This is a genomic window from Pseudomonas frederiksbergensis (assembly GCF_003732275.1).
Classification (GTDB): domain Bacteria; phylum Pseudomonadota; class Gammaproteobacteria; order Pseudomonadales; family Pseudomonadaceae; genus Aquipseudomonas; species Aquipseudomonas frederiksbergensis_H.
In genome coordinates this window covers 882,514-903,376 of sequence record NZ_MOBM01000039.1, presented here as the reverse complement: position 1 = coordinate 903,376, position 20,863 = coordinate 882,514, and the positions used below count along the sequence as shown (strand labels likewise).

Here is a 20,863-nt window from a genome sequence, read left to right as displayed (position 1 = left end):
TTATTGCCAGTTGGAATAAGAAAGGACTTCATGAAACGTCTGCTGCTAACTGCGGTTCTCACCGTATTGATGATCGCCGAAGTTCACGCCGAGTCCTTCACTATCTCTGATATTCGCGTCAATGGCCTCCAGCGGGTCTCCGCGGGTAGCGTCTTTGGTGCCTTGCCGTTGAACGTCGGCGAACAGGCGGATGATCGTCGCCTGGTGGAATCCACTCGTGCGTTGTTCAAAACCGGGTTCTTTCAAGATATCCAACTGGGTCGCGATGGCAACGTCCTCGTCATCACTGTAGTCGAGCGTCCGTCGGTCGCCAGTATCGAGATCGAAGGCAACAAGGCGATCTCCACTGAAGACCTGATGAAGGGCCTCAAACAATCCGGTCTGGCCGAAGGCGAGATCTTCCAGCGCGCCACCCTTGAAGGTGTGCGTAACGAGCTGCAGCGTCAATACGTCGCTCAGGGCCGTTACTCGGCCACCGTCGATACCGAAGTGGTGCCACAGCCGCGTAACCGCGTGGGCCTGAAGGTCAACATCAACGAAGGCACCGTTGCAGCTATCCAGCACATCAACGTGGTGGGTAACACGGTTTTTCCTGATGAAGACCTGATCGACCTGTTCGAACTCAAGACCAGCAACTGGCTGTCGTTCTTCAAGAACGATGACAAGTACGCTCGTGAAAAGCTCTCCGGTGACCTGGAGCGTCTGCGTTCCTACTATCTGGATCGCGGCTATATCAACATGGATATCGCTTCGACCCAGGTGTCCATCACCCCGGACAAGAAACACGTCTATATCACCGTCAATGTCAACGAAGGCGAGAAGTACACCGTTCGTGACGTCAAGCTCAGCGGCGACCTGAAAGTGCCTGAAGACCAGGTCAAGTCCCTGCTCCTGGTTCAGAAAGGCCAGGTGTTCTCGCGCAAGCTGATGACCACCACGTCCGAACTGATCACCCGTCGCCTGGGTAACGAGGGTTACACCTTCGCCAACGTCAACGGCGTGCCTCAGCCTCACGATGACGACCACACCGTCGACATCACCTTCGCCGTCGATCCGGGCAAGCGTGCTTACGTGAACCGCATCAACTTCCGTGGCAACACCAAGTCCGAAGACGAAGTGCTGCGCCGTGAAATGCGTCAGATGGAAGGCGGCTGGGCTTCGACTTACCTGATCGATCAATCCAAGACGCGCCTGGAACGTCTGGGCTTCTTCAAGGAAGTCAACGTCGAGACGCCGGCTGTACCCGGTGTCGATGACCAGGTTGACGTGAATTACAGCGTTGAAGAGCAGGCCTCCGGTTCGATTACCGCCAGCGTCGGTTTCGCCCAGAGTGCCGGTCTGATCCTCGGTGGTTCGATCACCCAGAACAACTTTCTGGGTACTGGTAACAAGGTCAGCATTGGTTTGACTCGCAGTGAATACCAGAGCCGCTATAACTTCGGTTATGTCGACCCCTACTGGACTGCTGACGGTGTGAGCCTGGGCTACAACGCGTTCTACCGCACCACCGACTATGACGAGCTCGACGTCGACGTGGCCAGCTATGCCGTAGACAGCCTGGGTGCGGGCGTGAGCGTCGGCTACCCGATCAGCGAGACTTCGCGTCTGACCTTCGGGCTGACCGCGCAACAGGACAAGATCAAGACAGGTCGGTACACCGTTGACGAGATTTTCGACTTCGTTGAACGCGAGGGCGACAACTACCTGAACTTCAAGGCTTCGGCCGGTTGGTCCGAGTCCACGCTGAACAAAGGTGTCTTGGCGACCCGTGGCCATTCCCAGAGCCTGACTCTGGAAACCACCACCCCGGGTAGTGACCTGTCGTTCTTCAAACTTGATTACCGTGGCCAGTTGTTCCAGCCATTGACCGAAAACTACACCATGCGCCTGCACACAGAGCTGGGCTATGGCGATGGTTACGGTTCGACCGATGGCTTGCCGTTCTATGAAAACTACTATGCTGGTGGTTTCAACTCGGTGCGTGGTTTCAAGGACAGCACCCTTGGTCCTCGCAGTACCCCTAGCCTCGGCGCGGATGCAACGGGTAACGCCGGTACCCTCCGCGACCCAGACCAGGATCCGCTGCCATTCGGTGGTAACGTGCTTATCCAGGGTGGTGTCGAGGTGCTGTTCCCGCTGCCATTTGTCAAGGATCAGCGTTCCCTGCGTACTTCGGTATTCTGGGATGTGGGTAACGTATTCGACTCCAAGTGCGAAAAAACGACGAACGCAAACGTCGGTTCAACCTCTCAAACAGAGTGCAATGACATCAGCCTGAACAACCTGGCAAGTTCCGTGGGTATAGGCGTGACCTGGGTCACCGCACTCGGTCCTTTGAGCTTCGCACTGGCAATGCCGGTCAAGAAACCGGATGACGCTGAGACTCAAGTGTTCCAATTCTCCCTCGGCCAGACGTTCTAAGCGTCTGACCCAAGATAACGACAATGGATTTTGTAGGAGTGCATCGTGCGTAAGTTGACTCAATTGGTTCTCCTGGCGACCGTACTGGTAGCAGGTCCGGCTTTTGCCGACATGAAAATCGCCGTTCTGAACTATCAGATGGCACTGCTGGAATCCGACGCGGCGAAAAAATACGCCGTGGATGCCGAGAAGAAGTTCGGCCCGCAACTGACCAAGCTCAAGAGCCTGGAAAGCAGCGCCAAGGGTATCCAGGACCGTCTGATGGCCGGCGGCGACAAAATGCAGCAAGGCGAGCGTGAACGTCTGGAGCTCGAGTTCAAGCAAAAGGCCCGTGATTTCCAGTTCCAGTCCAAGGAACTGAACGAAGCCAAGGCCGTTGCCGACCGTGAAATGCTGAAACAGCTCAAGCCGAAACTGGACAGCGCTGTGGAAGAAGTCATCAAGAAAGGTGCTTTTGACCTGGTCTTCGAGCGTGGCGCAGTGATTGATGTCAAGCCTCAGTACGACATCACTCGCCAGGTTATCGAGCGCATGAATCAGCTGAAGTAACCCATGACAGCGACTATAAAGCTCGGCCAGTTGGCCGAGTTCCTCGGCGCCACCTTACGTGGCGACCCGAAGAAGGAAATTACTGGGCTAGCCACTTTGCAAGAGGCTGGCCCAGCTCAGTTGAGCTTTCTGGCAAATCCTCAATACCGTAAATACCTGGCTGACAGTCAGGCCGCAGCTGTTTTGCTGAAGGCCGCTGACGCTGAAGGTTTTGCCGGTGATGCACTGGTGGTACCGGATCCGTATCTGGCCTACGCGCGCGTTTCCCACCTGTTCGATCCAAAGCCCAAAGCGCCTGCCGGTATTCATCCGACAGCGGTGGTGGCAGCGGATGCAGTGGTCGACCCGGCGGCGAGCATCGGTGCTTTTGCGGTGATCGAAAGTGCCGCGCGTATTGGCGCCGGTGTGACCGTTGGGGCTCATTGCTTCATCGGTGCGCGCAGCGAAATCGGCGAGGGCGGTTGGCTGGCCCCGCGCGTTACGCTGTATCACGACGTGCGCATCGGCAAACGGGTGGTGATTCAATCCGGTGCCGTGCTCGGCGGTGAAGGCTTCGGTTTTGCCAACGAGAAAGGTGTCTGGCAGAAAATTGCGCAGATCGGTGGTGTCTCGATCGGCGATGACGTGGAAATAGGCGTAAATACCGCTATCGATCGCGGCGCACTGGCCGATACCGTTATCGGCAATGGTGTGAAGCTCGACAACCAGATTCAGATCGCTCACAACGTTCAGGTTGGTGACCACACCGCCATGGCCGCGTGTGTGGGGATCTCCGGCAGCACCAAAATCGGCAAGCATTGCATGCTCGCCGGTGGCGTAGGGCTGGTGGGGCATATCGAGATTTGCGACAACGTTTTCCTGACCGGGATGACCATGGTGACCCACTCGATTACCGAGCCAGGTTCCTATTCTTCCGGTACGGCGATGCAACCGGCAGCCGAATGGCGCAAAAGCGCGGCACGTATCCGTCAGCTCGATGACATCGCGCGACGTCTGCGACAGCTGGAAAAGCGTGTAGGGGACGTGACCCCTGACGGTAATGCTTCATCAGATGGCTGATACCATTTCCATATCAAGTGTGCACAGCCGCTAGACTGCCTCCTTGATTTGCTAGAGGAGTGCGCGTCAGTCGCGCGCTCCCAATCTTTACATAGGCTTCCCCCCGAAATGATGGACATCAACGAGATTCGCGAATACCTGCCTCACCGTTACCCGTTCCTGCTGGTGGACCGGGTCGTGGATCTGGATGTGGAAGGCAAGCGCATTCGCGCCTACAAGAATGTCAGCATCAACGAACCGTTCTTCAATGGTCACTTCCCTGCGCATCCAATCATGCCGGGCGTACTGATCATCGAAGCGATGGCTCAGGCTGCCGGGATCCTTGGTTTCAAAATGCTGGATGTGAAACCTGCAGACGGCACGCTTTACTACTTCGTCGGCTCCGACAAACTGCGTTTCCGCCAGCCCGTGCTGCCGGGTGATCAACTGATCCTGGAAGCCAAGTTCATCAGTTGCAAGCGTCAGATCTGGAAGTTCGAATGCCAGGCTTCGGTCGACGGCAAGCCAGTCTGCTCCGCTGAAATCATCTGCGCGGAACGCAAACTATGAGTTTGATTGACCCTCGCGCAATCATCGATCCGACGGCCATCCTGGCCGACGACGTCGAAGTCGGCCCTTGGTCGATCATCGGCGCAGGTGTGGAAATCGGCGAGGGGACAGTGATCGGGCCGCATGTGATTCTCAAGGGCCCGACCCGAATCGGTAAGCACAACCGCATCTACCAGTTTTCTTCGGTAGGCGAGGACACGCCCGATTTGAAATACAAGGGCGAAGAAACCCGTCTGGTCATCGGTGACCATAACGTCATTCGCGAAGGCGTGACGATTCACCGCGGGACCATTCAGGACCGTTCGGAAACGACCCTGGGTGATCACAACCTGATCATGGCCTATGCCCACATCGGTCACGACAGCGTTATCGGTAACCACTGCATTCTGGTCAACAACACCGCGTTGGCGGGCCATGTGCATGTTGAAGACTGGGCGATCCTGTCCGGTTTTACCCTGGTTCACCAGTATTGCCACATTGGTGCCCACAGCTTTTCCGGCATGGGCACTGCCATTGGCAAGGACGTTCCAGCCTACGTCACGGTATTCGGCAACCCGGCCGAAGCCCGCAGCATGAACTTCGAAGGCTTGCGCCGTCGCGGTTTCAGCGAAGATGCGATCCACGCGCTACGTCGTGCCTACAAGGTGGTTTACCGCCAGGGCCTGACGGTCGAACAGGCGCTTGCCGAGTTGGCCGAACCCTCGCTTCAGTTCCCGGAAGTTGCGGTATTCCGTGACTCCATCCAGTCTTCGACCCGCGGCATTACCCGTTAACCATGACCAATTTGCGTATTGCGCTGGTGGCGGGAGAGGCTTCCGGTGACATTCTGGGTGCGGGCCTCATGCGCGCGCTCAAGGCTCGTCATCCGGCAGTCGAGTTCATCGGTGTCGGCGGTCCGCTGATGCAGGCTGAAGGCCTGACGTCGTATTTCCCGATGGAACGCCTTTCTGTCATGGGCTTGGTGGAAGTGCTGGGCCGTTTGCGCGAGCTGTTGGCACGTCGCAAGAAACTGGTCGCGGACCTGATCGCCGAGAAGCCGGACGTGTTCATCGGTATCGATGCCCCGGACTTCAACCTCAATATCGAACTCAAGCTGCGTCAGGCCGGGATCAAGACCGTGCATTACGTCAGCCCGTCGGTCTGGGCCTGGCGGCAGAAGCGGGTGCTGAAGATTCGCGAAGGTTGCGACCTGATGCTGACGCTGTTCCCGTTCGAAGCTAAATTTTATGAAGAGAAGGGCGTGCCTGTGCGGTTTGTCGGCCATTCCCTGGCCGACGCGATTCCGCTTGAGGCTGATCGCGCCGCAGCGCGGGCCGAACTTGGCTTGCCGGATGGACCGCTGGTCGCCCTGATGCCGGGTAGCCGGGGTGGTGAGGTCGGGCGCCTTGGTGCGTTGTTCCTCGACACCGCACAGCGCTTGCGCGCCATGCGCCCAGGCGTACGGTTCGTCATGCCATGCGCGAGCCCGCAGCGCCGGGCCCAGCTTGAAGAGCTGCTGGCCGGTCGCGATCTGCCGCTGACCTTGCTCGACGGCAAATCCCATCTGGCCCTGGCTGCTTGCGACGCGGTGTTGATCGCTTCGGGCACGGCTACGCTGGAAGCCTTGTTGTACAAGCGGCCGATGGTGGTGGCTTATCGTTTGGCGCCGCTGACGTTCTGGATTCTCAAACGGATGGTGAAGAGTCCTTACGTCTCCTTGCCGAATCTGCTGGCCCAGCGCCTGCTGGTGCCGGAGTTGTTGCAGGACGATGCGACGGTAGAGGCCTTGGCCCAGACCCTGTCGCCACTGATCGAAGGTGGCCAGGAGCAGACCCGAGGCTTTGACGAAATCCACCGAACCCTGCGCTTGGACGCCTCCAATCAGGCAGCGGACGCGGTACTGAACCTGATTGGCAGAGCATAATGAGCAAAGCAAGTAAGCAGCTGGGCCTGGATTTTATGCTAGTCGATGAACTTGAAGATCTGGTGGCGGGTGTCGATGAAGTCGGTCGCGGCCCGCTGTGTGGCGCGGTGGTGACGGCGGCAGTGATCCTCGATCCGAGCCGCCCCATCTTGGGCCTCAACGACTCGAAGAAGCTTACCGAAGCTCGCCGTGATGCGCTTTACGACGAAATCTGCGAAAAGGCCCTGAGCTGGTATGTCGCGCGCGCTGAAGTAGAAGAAATCGACGAACTGAACATTCTTCACGCCACCATGCTGGCCATGCAGCGTGCCGTCGAGGGGCTGCACATTCAGCCGAAACTGGCGATGATCGACGGCAACCGTTGCCCGAAACTCTCTATGCGCGCCGAAGCGGTAATTCAGGGCGACGGCAAGGTGCCAGCCATTGCCGCGGCATCGATTCTGGCCAAGGTCAGCCGTGATCGAGAAATGGCGGCGTTCGAATTGATTTATCCGGGTTACGGGATCGGAGGCCATAAAGGTTACCCGACGCCCGTTCATCTGGAAGCGCTGGCCCGCTTGGGGCCGACACCAATTCATCGCCGCTCGTTCGCCCCGGTACGCTTGGCGTATGAGGCGCGGGAAAACCTGATCGGTAGTTAGTCGCAAGGCTGATGTTTTACTCAAGGCCCGGTACAATCCGGGCCTTGTTGTCTTCACGTTTCTAGTTTCTAGACAGGATCACTATGCCGGCTTCATTCGTTCATCTACGCCTGCACACTGAATATTCCCTGGTCGACGGTCTGGTGCGGATCAAACCGCTGGTCAAGACTCTGGTCGGCATGAACATGCCTGCCGTGGCGGTCACTGACCAGAACAACATGTGTTCCCTGGTCAAATTCTATAAAGCTGCCATGGGTGCGGGGATCAAGCCGATCTGCGGCGCCGACCTGTGGCTGTCGAACAAGGATCCGGACAACTCCTTGAGCCGGATCAGCCTGCTGGCGATGAACGCCGTGGGCTATCGCAACCTCACCGAACTGATCTCTCGCGGCTTCATCGACGGCCAGCGCAATGGCTCGGTCATCATCGAGCGTGAGTGGGTGGCCGAAGCCAGCGAAGGCTTGATCATGCTGTCGGCGGCGAAAGAGGGCGAGATCGGTCTGGCCATGCTCAGCGGCAACCCGGACGAAGCCGAAACCCTGGCACGCGAGTGGATGGCGGTGTTCCCGGATCGTTTCTATCTGGAAGTCCAGCGCACCAGCCGCCCCAATGACGAAGAGCAACTGCACGGCGCCGTAGCGCTGGCGGCGAAAATCGGCGCGCCGCTGGTGGCGACCAACGATGTGCGCTTCATCAAGCAGGAAGACTTCGAAGCCCACGAAACCCGCGTGTGCATCGGTGAGGGCCGCGCCCTCGACGATCCGCGGCGTTCGAAGAATTACAGCGATCAGCAATACCTCAAAAGCGCCGAGGAAATGGCCGAGCTGTTCAGCGACTTGCCCGAGGCGCTGGAAAACACCGTCGAGATCGCCAAGCGCTGCAACATCGACGTGAAACTGGGCAAGCACTTCCTGCCCAACTTCCCGATTCCCGATGGCATGACCATCGACGAGTACTTCCGCAAGGTTTCCTTCGACGGTCTGGAAGAGCGCCTCTCTGTTCTGCTGCCCAAGGACACCACCGAAGACTACGAAGCCAAGCGCCAGGTCTACGTCGACCGGTTGAATTTCGAGCTGGATATCATCATCCAGATGGGCTTTCCCGGTTACTTCCTGATCGTGATGGACTTTATCCAGTGGGCCAAGAGCAACGGCGTGCCGGTAGGTCCGGGGCGTGGGTCGGGTGCCGGGTCGCTGGTGGCCTATGTGCAGAAGATCACCGACCTCGACCCGCTGGAATATGACCTGCTGTTCGAACGTTTCCTTAACCCGGAACGGGTTTCCATGCCCGACTTCGACGTCGACTTCTGCATGGACGGTCGTGACCGGGTGATCGATTACGTGGCCGAGAAATACGGCCGTAACGCGGTTAGCCAGATCATCACCTTTGGTTCCATGGCGGCGAAAGCCGTGGTCCGTGACGTGGCGCGGGTGCAGGGCAAGTCCTACGGCCTGGCGGATCGTCTGTCGAAGATGATTCCGTTCGAAGTCGGCATGACCCTGGAAAAGGCCTACGAGCAGGAAGAAATTCTGCGCGACTTCATCAAGGTCGATGAAGAGGCTGCGGAAATCTGGGAGATGGCGCGCAAGCTTGAAGGTGTTGTGCGTAACGTCGGCAAGCACGCCGGTGGTGTGGTAATCGCGCCGACCAAGCTGACCGACTTCTCGCCGATCTATTGCGACGAAGCGGGCGATGGTCTGGTTACCCAGTTCGACAAGGACGACGTCGAGGCTGCCGGTCTGGTGAAGTTCGACTTCCTGGGGTTGCGAACCCTGACGGTCATCGACTGGGCGCTGAAAACCATCAACCGCGATCGCGCCAAGGTCAACGAGCCGCCGCTGGATATCGCCTTTATCCCGCTGGACGACAAACCGACTTACACGCTGCTGCAAAAAGCTGAAACCACTGCAGTGTTCCAGCTCGAGTCGCGCGGCATGAAAGAGCTGATCAAAAAGCTCAAGCCCGACTGCCTGGAAGACTTGATCGCACTGGTGGCCCTGTTCCGTCCGGGCCCGTTGCAATCAGGCATGGTTGACGACTTTATCAACCGTAAGCACGGTCGCGCGGAACTCGCGTACCCGCACTCGGATTACCAGTACGAAGGCCTCAAGCCAGTCCTGGCGCCGACTTACGGCATCATCCTGTATCAGGAACAGGTGATGCAGATTGCCCAGGTCATGGCCGGTTACACCCTTGGCGGTGCAGACATGCTGCGTCGAGCCATGGGTAAGAAAAAACCCGAAGAAATGGCCAAGCAACGTGGCGGTTTCATTGAAGGTTGCGCCACCAACAACATCGACGCCGACCTGGCCGGTAACATCTTTGACCTGGTAGAAAAGTTCGCCGGTTACGGCTTCAACAAATCCCACTCCGCCGCTTACGGCCTGGTGTCGTACCAGACCGCGTGGCTGAAAACCCACTACCCGGCGCCGTTCATGGCCGCGGTACTGTCGGCGGATATGCACAACACCGACAAGGTCGTGACCTTGATCGAAGAAATTCGCACCATGAAGCTGCGTCTCGACGCGCCGGATGTGAATACTTCGGAGTTCAAGTTCACGGTGAATGACGAAGGCCGCATTATTTATGGCCTCGGCGCAATCAAGGGTGTGGGCGAAGGGCCGGTTGAAGCGATCACTGAGGCGCGTCAGGACGGACCGTTCAAGGATCTGTTCGATTTCTGCGCCCGTGTCGATCTCAAACGGATCAACAAGCGCACCCTGGACGGTTTGATCCGCAGCGGCGCGCTGGATCGTCTGGGCCCGTATTTCCATGACGAACCCAAAGCCTATCAAGCCAGCATCGACCAGAACCGCGCGGTCTTGTTGAACGCGATGGAAGGGGCGATCAAGGCTGCCGAACAAACCGCTCGCACCCACGACAGTGGCCACGCCGATCTGTTTGGCGGCCTGTTCGTCGAGGAAGACGCCGACGTCTACGCCAATCATCGCAAGGCCAAGGAACTGACCCTCAAGGAACGCCTGAAAGGGGAGAAAGACACCCTGGGCCTGTACCTGACCGGTCACCCGATCGACGAATACGAAGGCGAAATCCGTCGTTTCGCCCGTCAGCGCATCATCGACCTGAAGCCGGCTCGCGATACCCAGACGGTCGCGGGCATGATCATCGCCCTGCGAGTGATGAAGAACAAAAAGGGCGACAAAATGGGGTTCATCACCCTCGACGACCGCTCCGGGCGGATCGAAGCCTCGTTGTTCGCCGACGCCTTCCACTCCGCGCAGTCGCTGTTGCAGACCGACGCGATGGTGGTGGTCGAAGGCGAAGTCAGCAACGACGACTTCTCTGGTGGCCTGCGGTTGCGGGTCAAGCGGGTGATGAGCATGGAAGACGCGCGCACCAACCTGGCCGAAAGCCTGCGCCTGAAACTGCACACCAGGGATTTGAAGGGCGATCAGCTACGCTGGCTGGGTGAGCTGTTCAAGCGCCACCGCGGCGCGTGCCCGATCACCATGGAGTACACCAGTCCCGATGCGAAGGCCTTGGTGCAGTTCGGCGAGACCTGGCGGATCGATCCGGCGGATGCCTTGATTCAAGCCCTGCGTGACCAGTTCGGGCGAGACAACGTCTTCCTCCAATACCGTTGACGGTCAGGTGGCATTCTTTACCATTGGAACGCGCCTGATCCCGACCCGAACTTTTAATCTCGACCTGAACGCGCCTGTCCCTTATGGTAGGGCGCGAATAGACAACCGGCCGGCCCAAGCTCTCTTGGAGGTCGACCCAAGACGGACGCCTATGAACCCGAATTTTCTAGATTTCGAACAGCCGATCGCCGACCTGCAAGCCAAGATCGAAGAGTTGCGCTTGGTCGGTAATGACAATTCGCTGAATATCGGCGATGAGATCTCCCGCCTGCAGGACAAGAGCAGCACGCTGACCGAAGACATCTTCGGCAAGCTGACCAGCTGGCAGATCGCACGTCTGGCGCGTCACCCGAAACGTCCGTATACCCTGGACTACATCGAACACATCTTCACCGAGTTCGACGAACTGCACGGCGACCGTCACTTCTCCGACGACGCAGCCATCGTTGGCGGTGTTGCCCGTCTGGACGACCAGCCGGTGATGATCATCGGTCACCAGAAAGGTCGCGAAGTGCGCGAGAAGGTTCGCCGCAACTTCGGTATGCCGCGTCCGGAAGGCTATCGCAAGGCGTGCCGTCTGATGGAAATGGCCGAGCGTTTCAAAATGCCGATCCTGACCTTCATCGACACCCCGGGCGCTTACCCAGGCATCGACGCCGAAGAGCGCAACCAGAGCGAAGCAATTGCCTGGAACCTGCGTGTCATGGCTCGTCTGAAAACCCCAATTATCGCCACCGTGATCGGTGAGGGTGGTTCCGGCGGTGCATTGGCGATCGGTGTCTGCGATCAGCTGAACATGCTGCAGTACTCGACCTACGCGGTGATTTCGCCGGAAGGTTGCGCTTCGATTCTGTGGAAAACTTCCGAGAAAGCCCCGGATGCTGCTGAAGCCATGGGCATTACTGCCGAGCGTCTGAAGGGCCTGGGCATTGTCGATAAAGTGATCGGCGAGCCATTGGGCGGCGCTCATCGTGATCCGGCCGCTGCGGCTGCCTCGATCCGCGCAGAGCTGAGCTCGCAACTGGCGATGCTGAAGAAGTTCGATAACGAGGCGCTGTTGGCCCGTCGTTACGAGCGTCTGATGAGCTACGGTCTCTGATCTGACGCTGCTTGGGCAAACGACGCAAAACCAATGTGGGAGCGAGCCTGCTCGCGATAGCGGTATAACAGACAACGAATTTGTTGAATGTTAAGCAGCCTTCGCGAGCAGGCTCGCTCCCACATTGGGTCTATGTGAAGTGCCGACGTCTATGAATCCTTCGAAGATTGATCTGTCTACCAGACTCCTGCGCAACCTCACACCTTGGCGCGCCGCTACAACCTGGCGCATCGCCTTCTCCGGTGGTCTCGACTCCACTGTCCTGCTGCACCTACTCGTCCATCTTGCAAAAACCCAATCCCTGCCGGCGCTGAGCGCCATCCATGTCCACCACGGCCTTCAGGCTGCGGCTGATGCGTGGCCGGAACATTGTCAGTCGGTCTGTAATGCGCTGGGAGTGCCGCTAGAGGTCGTGCGCGTCCAGGTTGAATCGGGCGCCAGCCTTGAGCGTGCGGCGCGGGATGCGCGTTATGGCGCCTTCAACGCGGCGACGCATGCTGGTGACGCGCTGCTCACTGGCCAGCACCGCGACGATCAGGCGGAAACCCTGTTGTTTCGGCTGATGCGTGGGGCAGGGGTGAGGGGCTTGTCGGGAATGCCGAGTGAGCGTCCATTGGGCCGGGGGCATCTGCTGCGACCGTTGCTCGACGTCACTCGCGCCGAGCTTGAGGCCTACGCGACGGAATATCAGTTGAGCTGGATCGAGGATCCGTCGAACCAGGACCGCCAGTTCTCGCGCAATTATCTGCGACATCAGGTGTTCCCGGTGTTGACCGCGCGCTGGCCGCAAGCGGTGGCGACCATGGCCCGCAGCGCAGCGCATCTGAGCGAAGCGCAGGGACTGCTCGACGAATTGGCGCAAATCGATCTGGCCCACGCCACGACGGTCAGTGATTTCGATTGGCTGGGGTTGCCGTCGCTGGAGCTGGCGCCACTGGAAAAACTGTCTGATGCGCGCCAGCGCAACGCGCTAAGTCACTGGCTCAAACCGTTGACGACTTTGCCGGACAGTGACCATTGGTCGGGTTGGGAAAGTTTGCGCGATGCGACCGGCGATGCGCGTCCGGTCTGGCGGCTGGCGGCGGGGGAATTGCATCGTGCGGGCGGGCGTCTCTGGTGGTTGTCTGGTGGCTGGCTGCACACTCCGCCATCGCCGGCATCTTGGGCTGATCCTTCGGTATCGCTGGCGTTGCCGGATAATGGCGTACTCACGTTCACCGGTCAGATCCCCGTTGGCCCGCTGCAGATCCGCTATCGTGAGGGGGGCGAGGTGATGAACCTGCCCGATCGCGGCCACCGTGACCTGAAGCGTTTGCTCAACGAAAGCGGCATCCCGAGCTTTGTCCGTGGCAGATTGCCGCTGGTCTACAGAGGCCCGCAATTGCTGGCGGTGGCGAACCTGCGGGGGCTAAATGGCGGTGAGCAAGGTGGCTGGTATTTGCATTGGCAGCCGCCGATTGAAGATCAAGGTTTGAGCTGAAAGGGGCTTTCCGGTAGACTACGCTCCCTTCTTGATACAACTTCTGTGGATTCGCCTGAATCGCAGGAGTTGCCGATTACCAAGCAGTCTTTGCTGGGCGATTCCAAAAAATGTGTAGCGAGCAACCTACTGGTGTTTCATCTACCGGTCTGTCCCAACGCGGCGGTTTTTTTGAAAGGTGCACTGTGATTAATGCAGGTGATCGGGGGCTTCGGCCTTCCTTCGCTTTCCCCGGCGGCTCGGACCGCTTTAACGCAGACTTCTAGGGTTTTTCATGACGCGCTACATATTCGTCACGGGCGGTGTTGTTTCTTCATTGGGGAAAGGCATTGCCTCGGCTTCATTGGCGGCCATCCTGGAGGCGCGGGGACTTAAGGTCACCATGCTGAAGCTGGACCCGTACATCAACGTTGACCCGGGCACCATGAGCCCGTTCCAGCACGGTGAAGTGTTCGTCACCCACGACGGCGCCGAGACCGACCTGGACCTGGGCCACTACGAGCGGTTCATCCGCACGACCATGACCCAGAACAACAACTTCACCACCGGCCGTGTCTACGAACACGTCCTGCGCAAAGAGCGCCGTGGTGATTACCTGGGCGCAACCATTCAGGTGATCCCGCACATCACCGACGAAATCAAGCGCCGGATCATCAAGGGCGCCGGTGATGCCGACGTGGCCATGGTCGAGATCGGTGGCACCGTGGGTGACATCGAGTCGCAACCGTTCCTCGAAGCGATCCGTCAATTGCGTTTCGAAGTCGGCGCCAAGCGCGCGATGCTGATGCACCTGACGCTGGTGCCGTACATCGCCACTGCCGGCGAAACCAAAACCAAGCCGACTCAGCATTCGGTCAAGGAACTGCGTTCCATTGGCCTGCAGCCAGACGTGCTGGTGTGCCGTTCCGATCACCCGATCGACATCTCTTCGCGTCGCAAGATCGCCCAGTTCACCAACGTTGAAGAACGTGCGGTGATCGCGCTGGAAGACGCCGACACCATCTACAAGATCCCGGGCATTCTGCACTCCCAGGGCCTGGATGATTTCGTCGTCGAGCGTTTCGGCTTGCAATGCGACAGCGCTGATCTGTCCGAGTGGGAAGCGGTGGTTGATGCCAAGCTGAACCCGGAACACGAAGTCACCATCGCCATGGTCGGCAAGTACATGGAGCTGCTGGACGCCTACAAGTCGCTGATCGAAGCGATGAGTCACGCCGGCATCAGCAACCGCACCAAGGTCAACCTGCGCTACATCGATTCCGAAGACATCGAAAACCAGGGCACCGCGCTGCTGGAAGGTGTCGACGCGATTCTGGTACCGGGCGGCTTTGGTCTGCGTGGCGTTGAAGGCAAGATCACTGCCGTTCAATACGCTCGCGAAAACAAGGTTCCATACCTGGGTATCTGCCTGGGCATGCAAGTGGCCGTTATCGAGTTCGCTCGTAACGTCATGGGCTGGAAAGACGCCAACTCCACTGAGTTCGATCGCACCAGCGGTCACCCGGTCGTGGGTCTGATCACCGAGTGGGAAGATGCCACCGGCGCAGTCGAAACCCGCACCGAAACCTCCGATCTGGGCGGCACCATGCGCCTTGGCGCTCAGGATTGCCTGCTTGAGCCAGGTTCCCTGGTGCACGATTGCTATGCCAAAGACGTGATCGTCGAGCGTCACCGTCATCGCTACGAAGTGAACAACAACCTGCTGCCGCAAATCATCGAGGCCGGTCTGAAAATCTCCGGTCGTTCCGGTGATGGCGCGCTGGTTGAAGTGGTCGAAGCACCGGATCATCCATGGTTCGTCGCTTGCCAGTTCCACCCTGAGTTCACCTCGACGCCACGTGATGGTCACCCATTGTTCAGCGGCTTCGTTAAAGCCGCTTTGACCCAACACCAGAAGAAGGCATAAACCTGATGGCGCAGAAGATCATCCGCGTAGGCAACATCGAGATTGCCAACGACAAGCCAATGGTGCTGTTCGGTGGCATGAACGTGCTGGAAAGCCGCGACATGGCGATGCAGGTCTGCGAAGAGTACGTAAAGGTCACCGAAAAACTCGGTATCCCTTACGTGTTCAAGGCCAGTTTCGACAAGGCGAACCGTTCTTCTGTGACCTCTTACCGTGGCCCCGGCCTGGAAGAGGGCATGCGGATTTTCCAGGACATCAAGCAAGCCTTCGGCGTGCCGGTCATCACCGACGTCCACGAGCCTGATCAGGCCGCGGTTGTCGCTGAAGTCTGCGACATCATCCAGTTGCCGGCCTTCCTGTCGCGCCAGACCGACCTCGTGGTTGCGATGGCCAAGACCGGCGCGGTGATCAACATCAAGAAAGCCCAGTTCCTCGCGCCTCAGGAAATGAAGCACATCCTGAACAAATGCGTAGAAGCCGGTAACGATCAGTTGATTCTCTGCGAGCGTGGTTCGAGCTTCGGCTACAACAACCTGGTGGTCGACATGCTTGGCTTCGGCATCATGAAGCAATTCGAATACCCGGTGTTCTTCGACGTGACCCACGCGCTGCAAATGCCCGGCGGTCGCTCCGATTCCGCTGGTGGTCGTCGCGCCCAGGTTACCGACCTGGCCAAGGCCGGCATGAGCCAGTCGCTGGCCGGTCTGTTCCTCGAAGCGCACCCGGATCCGGACAACGCCAAATGCGATGGCCCTTGCGCCTTGCGCCTGGACAAACTGGAACCCTTCCTGGCCCAGCTCAAAGCACTGGACGAACTGGTGAAGAGTTTTCCGACGGTAGAAACCGCGTAAACCTCAATTCTCCGGTAAAGTACCGCACGATTTAATGCTCAGGCCCTCGGGCTTGAGCCTTATCGTCCGCAAGCCTGCCCGCTGTCCGTCACTTGCCGACGATAAAAGATTTCCTTCAGCTGCGTCGTTTTCGTCAACTTTGGAGTGTTTACAACAATGGCAAAAATCGTCGACATCAAAGGTCGTGAAGTTCTCGACTCCCGTGGCAATCCCACTGTGGAAGCAGACGTGCTTCTCGATAACGGCATCATCGGCAGCGCTTGCGCGCCATCCGGTGCTTCCACTGGCTCGCGTGAAGCACTCGAGCTGCGTGATGGCGACAAGAGCCGTTACCTGGGCAAAGGCGTTCTGAAAGCCGTCGCCAACATCAACGGTCCGATCCGCGACCTGTTGCTGGGTGCAGACCCAAGCGACCAGAAAGCGCTGGATCACGCGATGATCAAGCTGGACGGCACCGAAAACAAAGCGACCCTGGGCGCCAACGCGATCCTCGCCGTTTCCCTGGCCGCGGCCAAGGCAGCAGCACAGGACCAGGACCTGCCGCTGTACGCACACATCGCTAACCTGAACGGCACCCCGGGTGTTTACTCGATGCCGGTTCCGATGATGAACATCATCAACGGTGGCGAGCACGCCGATAACAACGTCGACATTCAGGAATTCATGGTTCAGCCAGTAGGCGCCAAGTCTTTCTCGGAAGGTCTGCGCATGGGCACCGAGATTTTCCATCACCTCAAAGCCGTTCTGAAGGCTCGCGGCCTGAGCACTGCTGTTGGTGACGAAGGTGGTTTCGCGCCGAACCTGTCCTCCAACGAAGACGCTTTGAAAGTGATCTCCGAAGCCGTGGCCAATGCCGGTTACAAGCTGGGCACCGACGTGACCCTGGCTCTGGACTGCGCAGCCAGCGAATTCTACGAAGACGGCAAGTACAACCTGTCCGGCGAAGGCCAGGTGTTCACCGCTGAAGGTTTCGCCGATTACCTGAAAGGTCTGACCGAGCGTTACCCGATCATCTCCATTGAAGACGGTCTGGACGAGTCTGACTGGGCGGGCTGGAAAATCCTCACCGACAAGATCGGCGAGAAGACTCAGCTGGTGGGCGACGACCTGTTCGTAACCAACACCAAGATCCTGAAAGAAGGCATCGATAAAAAGATCGCCAACTCGATCCTGATCAAGTTCAACCAGATCGGCACCCTGACCGAAACTCTGGAAGCGATCCAGATGGCCAAGGCCGCTGGTTACACCGCCGTAATCTCGCACCGCTCCGGCGAAACCGAAGATTCGACCATTGCCGACCTGGCTGTGGGCACCGCGGCTGGCCAGATCAAGACCGGCTCCCTGTGCCGTTCCGACCGTGTTTCCAAGTACAACCAACTGCTGCGTATCGAAGAGCAGTTGAATGGCAAAGCCAAGTACAACGGTCGTAGCGAATTCCGCGGTTAATTGTTAACTGGTAAAAAGACACCGGATTGTGTCGAAAAAATCGCAGCAGCGATGGATTTGCCACTAATCTGATGCCTTAAGAGCACAAGCCTGGTTCTTCCAGGCTTCGTGCTATCAGAAGCTTCAAAGTTTTGGCATGGCTGTCTTTTTTCACTGGATACCTGATATTCGATGCGCAGTCCCAATTGGTTGTTCCTCGTCTTGCTCTTGCTGCTGGCTGGCCTGCAGTACCGCCTGTGGGTGGGTAATGGCAGTCTGGCGCAAGTGGCCGAGCTGAAGCAGCAGATTGCGGATCAACACGCCGAGAACGAGGCGTTGCTGGAGCGCAATCGGGTGATGGACGCCGAGGTCAGCGAATTGAAAAAGGGCATGGAGACCGTTGAAGAGCGGGCTCGTCATGAGTTGGGCATGGTCAAGGACGGTGAAACCCTTTACCAGTTGGCCCAATGATTAATTCGTTACCGGCCTTCTGGGCCGTGATTCCTGCCGCGGGCGTCGGTGCCCGTATGGCCGCGGACCGTCCCAAGCAATACTTGCAACTGGGCGGGCGCACTATTCTCGAACACAGCCTCGGCTGTTTCCTCGATCACCCTTCCCTGAAAGGGTTGGTGGTCAGTCTTGCAATCGACGATCCTTATTGGCCGAACCTGGCGTGTGCTGCCGATCCGCGTATTCAGCGGGTTGAGGGTGGCGCCGAGCGTTCCGGGTCGGTGCTCAATGCGTTGCTGCATCTGCATGCTCAAGGCGCTGACGATGAGGATTGGGTGTTGGTTCACGATGCCGCACGACCGAATCTGGCGCGTGATGATCTTGATAAATTGCTCAGTGAACTCGCTGACGATCCGGTAGGCGGTCTGTTGGCGGTGCCTGCGCGCGATACCCTCAAGCGGGTCGACCAGCATGGGCGCGTGCTGGAAACGGTGGATCGCAGTGTGATCTGGCAGGCGTATACGCCGCAAATGTTTCGCCTTGGCACATTGCATCGGGCGTTGGCGGACAGTCTGGTGGCGGACGTTGTCATCACCGATGAAGCCTCGGCCATGGAGTGGTCAGGCCAGGCGCCGCGCTTGATTGAGGGGCGATCCGATAACATCAAAGTCACTCGCCCCGAAGATCTGGAGTGGTTGCGGCAGCGTTGGGCTAACCGCCGCTAAAAGATCGCAGCCTTCGGCAGCTCCTACAAAGTTATGTGTACACCCGTAGGAGCTGCCGCAGGCTGCGATCTTTTGATCTTAAGTTCGATACTCCGGCCGTTCGGCCAAGCCTTCCTTCAAGTAATCCACCAACTTGCGCACCTTCGGCGACAGATGCCGTTGCTGTGGGTAAAGCGCCCAAACCGCTGTGTTTGGCGGTTGATGGGCTTCCAGCAGCGAAATCAATTCGCCGCTTTTCAGGTATTCCAGGACGTAGTAATCCGGTAACTGACACAACCCAACCCCTTGTAGCGCCGCATCCAGCACTGCTTGCCCACTGTTGCAGCGCCAGTTTCCCTGCACGCGCTGGGAAAATTCCCGCCCGTTCTGTTCCAGTTGCCAGATGTCCGAGCTACCGATGAGGCAGTTATGGCGACTCAATTCCGACAAGCTGTGTGGGCGACCATACCGTTCCAGGTAGGACGGCGAGGCGCACAGGTACATGCGCCGTGGTGCCAGACGTGTGGCGACCAATCTTGAATCCTGCAGACGGCCGAGGCGGATGGCCAGGTCCAACCCTTCATGTACCAGATCGAGCGGGCGGTTGCTCAGTTCGATGTCGACGCGTAGTTGCGGATACAGCCCCATGAAGCGAGTCACCAGTGGCACGATGAATCGTTCGCCGTAGGCCACGGCGCAGGTCATGCGCAGCATGCCTTTGGGTTCGCTGGTCAAGTCGCCGACAGCGCGCAACGCTTCTTCGCGACCGTCCTGCAAACGCTGGCAATGTTGCAGAAAAGTTTGCCCGGCCTCGGTCAATGTGACCCGGCGGGTACTGCGATAGAGCAAACGGGTTTGCAGGCGTTCTTCCAGTCGTACGATTTGGCGACTGATGTGGGAGGAAGACACCCCAAGGCGTTCGGCCGCGGCAGTGAATTGGCTGCATTCGGCGACGGCGACGAACTCATCGATGCCTTCCCAGCGGTTTTCGGACATCAGGATTATCCCTGTATGGCAATAATGTTTTGCTTTTATCCTGATTATTCATCGTACGGCGTTGTATTACACTCCTTGGCTCGTTTTTATTCACTGGAGAGTCAGCATGATCAAGTCACGCGCCGCCGTTGCCTTCGAGGCCAAAAAACCCCTCGAGATCGTTGAAGTTGATGTCGCCATGCCCAAGGCGGGTGAAGTCCTGCTGCGCGTAGTCGCCTCCGGTGTCTGCCATACCGACGCCTACACCCTCTCGGGCGCGGACCCGGAAGGTATCTTCCCGTCGATCCTGGGTCATGAAGGTGGCGCGGTGGTTGAAGCGATCGGCGAGGGCGTGACTTCGGTCGCCGTAGGTGATCATGTGATCCCGCTGTACACCCCGGAATGCGGCAAGTGCAAATTCTGTCTGTCGGGCAAAACCAACCTCTGCCAGGCGATTCGTGCGACTCAGGGTAAAGGCCTGATGCCGGATGGCACTTCGCGTTTTTCCTACAAGGGCGAAACGATTTTCCACTACATGGGCACCTCGACTTTTTCCGAGTACACCGTGCTGCCGGAAATCTCCGTTGCCAAAATTCCTAAAGAAGCACCCTTGGAAAAAGTCTGCCTGCTGGGTTGTGGCGTCACCACTGGTATCGGCGCGGTAATCAACACTGCCAAGGTCAAACCGGGTGACACCGTCGCGATCTTCGGTCTGGGCGGCATTGGTCTGTCGGCTGTGATTGGCGCGGTCAAAGCCAAGGCAGGGCGGATCATCGCCATCGACATCAACCCGGCCAAGTTCGAGATCGCCAAGCAATTGGGCGCTACCGATTGTGTAAACCCGAAAGACTTCGATCGTCCGATTCAGGAAGTGATCGTCGACATGACCGATGGCGGCGTCGATTTTTCCTTCGAATGCATCGGCAACGTCCAGTTGATGCGTGCTGCACTTGAGTGCTGCCACAAAGGTTGGGGGGAGTCGGTGATCATCGGCGTGGCCGGCGCCGGTCAGGAAATCTCTACTCGTCCGTTCCAACTGGTGACCGGTCGCGTCTGGCGCGGTTCGGCGTTCGGTGGTGTGCGTGGGCGTACCGAGTTGCCAAGCTATGTCGAAATGGCCCAGAGCGGCGAGATTCCGCTGGATACCTTCATCACCCATACGATGGGCCTGGAAGACATCAACAAGGCATTCGACCTGATGCATGAAGGCAAAAGCATCCGTAGCGTCATCCATTTCTGAGGTTGG

At 58.3% G+C, this 20,863-nt stretch carries 17 protein-coding genes; 16 read left to right on the top strand and 1 reads right to left on the bottom strand.

Annotated features, from left to right (window positions below; genetic code table 11):
* The first annotated feature begins 30 nt into the window (after positions 1-30).
* The 15 genes from bamA (at position 31) to ispD (ending at position 18,663) form a co-directional block, all read left to right on the top strand.
* Positions 31-2,421: an outer membrane protein assembly factor BamA gene (gene bamA / locus BK662_RS30390; RefSeq protein ID WP_123360621.1), complete on the top strand. Its 2,391-nt coding sequence runs from the start codon at positions 31-33 to the stop codon at positions 2,419-2,421.
* A gap of 45 nt (positions 2,422-2,466) precedes the next feature.
* Entirely contained in the window at positions 2,467-2,970 is a 504-nt protein-coding gene (locus BK662_RS30385; RefSeq protein ID WP_007907155.1) for an OmpH/Skp family outer membrane protein, read from the top strand.
* A 3-nt stretch (positions 2,971-2,973) separates the two neighbouring features.
* Positions 2,974-4,029 (top strand): UDP-3-O-(3-hydroxymyristoyl)glucosamine N-acyltransferase, encoded by a 1,056-nt coding sequence (gene lpxD, locus BK662_RS30380; RefSeq protein WP_123360620.1) that lies wholly within the window; start codon positions 2,974-2,976, stop codon positions 4,027-4,029.
* 108 nt (positions 4,030-4,137) lie between these two features.
* The gene (gene fabZ / locus BK662_RS30375) at positions 4,138-4,578 is read left to right on the top strand and encodes a 3-hydroxyacyl-ACP dehydratase FabZ (protein WP_007940511.1); all 441 of its coding nucleotides are present in this window, start codon (positions 4,138-4,140) and stop codon (positions 4,576-4,578) included.
* Positions 4,575-5,351 carry an acyl-ACP--UDP-N-acetylglucosamine O-acyltransferase gene (lpxA, locus tag BK662_RS30370; RefSeq protein ID WP_008010226.1) on the top strand — a complete coding sequence of 259 codons (777 nt, stop codon included), beginning with the start codon at positions 4,575-4,577 and terminating at the stop codon, positions 5,349-5,351. The genes fabZ and lpxA overlap by 4 nt, the downstream gene beginning before the upstream one ends.
* Before the next feature lie 2 nt (positions 5,352-5,353).
* Positions 5,354-6,481: a lipid-A-disaccharide synthase gene (gene lpxB / locus BK662_RS30365; protein ID WP_123360619.1), complete on the top strand. Its 1,128-nt coding sequence runs from the start codon at positions 5,354-5,356 to the stop codon at positions 6,479-6,481.
* Entirely contained in the window at positions 6,481-7,122 is a 642-nt protein-coding gene (gene rnhB, locus BK662_RS30360; RefSeq protein ID WP_008072671.1) for a ribonuclease HII, read from the top strand. The genes lpxB and rnhB overlap by 1 nt, the downstream gene beginning before the upstream one ends.
* Before the next feature lie 83 nt (positions 7,123-7,205).
* Positions 7,206-10,727 (top strand): DNA polymerase III subunit alpha, encoded by a 3,522-nt coding sequence (gene dnaE / locus BK662_RS30355; protein WP_123360618.1) that lies wholly within the window; start codon positions 7,206-7,208, stop codon positions 10,725-10,727.
* 151 nt (positions 10,728-10,878) lie between these two features.
* Complete coding sequence (locus BK662_RS30350; protein ID WP_052966371.1) at positions 10,879-11,826, top strand: acetyl-CoA carboxylase carboxyltransferase subunit alpha; 948 nt, start codon at positions 10,879-10,881, stop codon at positions 11,824-11,826.
* A 151-nt stretch (positions 11,827-11,977) separates the two neighbouring features.
* Positions 11,978-13,306 (top strand): tRNA lysidine(34) synthetase TilS, encoded by a 1,329-nt coding sequence (tilS, locus tag BK662_RS30345; RefSeq protein ID WP_123360617.1) that lies wholly within the window; start codon positions 11,978-11,980, stop codon positions 13,304-13,306.
* 274 nt (positions 13,307-13,580) lie between these two features.
* Positions 13,581-15,212, top strand: a complete 1,632-nt coding sequence (gene pyrG / locus BK662_RS30340; protein ID WP_007907172.1) for a CTP synthase — start codon at positions 13,581-13,583, stop codon at positions 15,210-15,212.
* Positions 15,213-15,217: 5 nt separating this feature from the next.
* A complete protein-coding gene (gene kdsA / locus BK662_RS30335) occupies positions 15,218-16,063 on the top strand; it encodes a 3-deoxy-8-phosphooctulonate synthase (protein ID WP_008072675.1) in 846 nt (281 codons plus the stop codon).
* A 156-nt stretch (positions 16,064-16,219) separates the two neighbouring features.
* Positions 16,220-17,509 carry a phosphopyruvate hydratase gene (eno, locus tag BK662_RS30330; protein ID WP_123360616.1) on the top strand — a complete coding sequence of 430 codons (1,290 nt, stop codon included), beginning with the start codon at positions 16,220-16,222 and terminating at the stop codon, positions 17,507-17,509.
* A 171-nt stretch (positions 17,510-17,680) separates the two neighbouring features.
* A complete protein-coding gene (gene ftsB, locus BK662_RS30325) occupies positions 17,681-17,959 on the top strand; it encodes a cell division protein FtsB (protein ID WP_007907178.1) in 279 nt (92 codons plus the stop codon).
* Positions 17,956-18,663, top strand: a complete 708-nt coding sequence (ispD, locus tag BK662_RS30320) for a 2-C-methyl-D-erythritol 4-phosphate cytidylyltransferase (protein WP_123360615.1) — start codon at positions 17,956-17,958, stop codon at positions 18,661-18,663. Before ftsB ends, ispD begins: the two co-directional genes overlap by 4 nt.
* Positions 18,664-18,741: 78 nt before the next feature.
* Here the strand turns inward: ispD and BK662_RS30315 are convergent, their stop codons facing one another.
* Positions 18,742-19,638, bottom strand: a complete 897-nt coding sequence (locus BK662_RS30315) for a LysR substrate-binding domain-containing protein (RefSeq protein WP_123360614.1) — start codon at positions 19,636-19,638, stop codon at positions 18,742-18,744.
* Between the two features lie 106 nt (positions 19,639-19,744).
* Between BK662_RS30315 and BK662_RS30310 the strand changes: the two genes are divergently transcribed.
* Complete coding sequence (locus BK662_RS30310) at positions 19,745-20,857, top strand: S-(hydroxymethyl)glutathione dehydrogenase/class III alcohol dehydrogenase (protein WP_123360613.1); 1,113 nt, start codon at positions 19,745-19,747, stop codon at positions 20,855-20,857.
* Positions 20,858-20,863 lie beyond the last annotated feature (6 nt).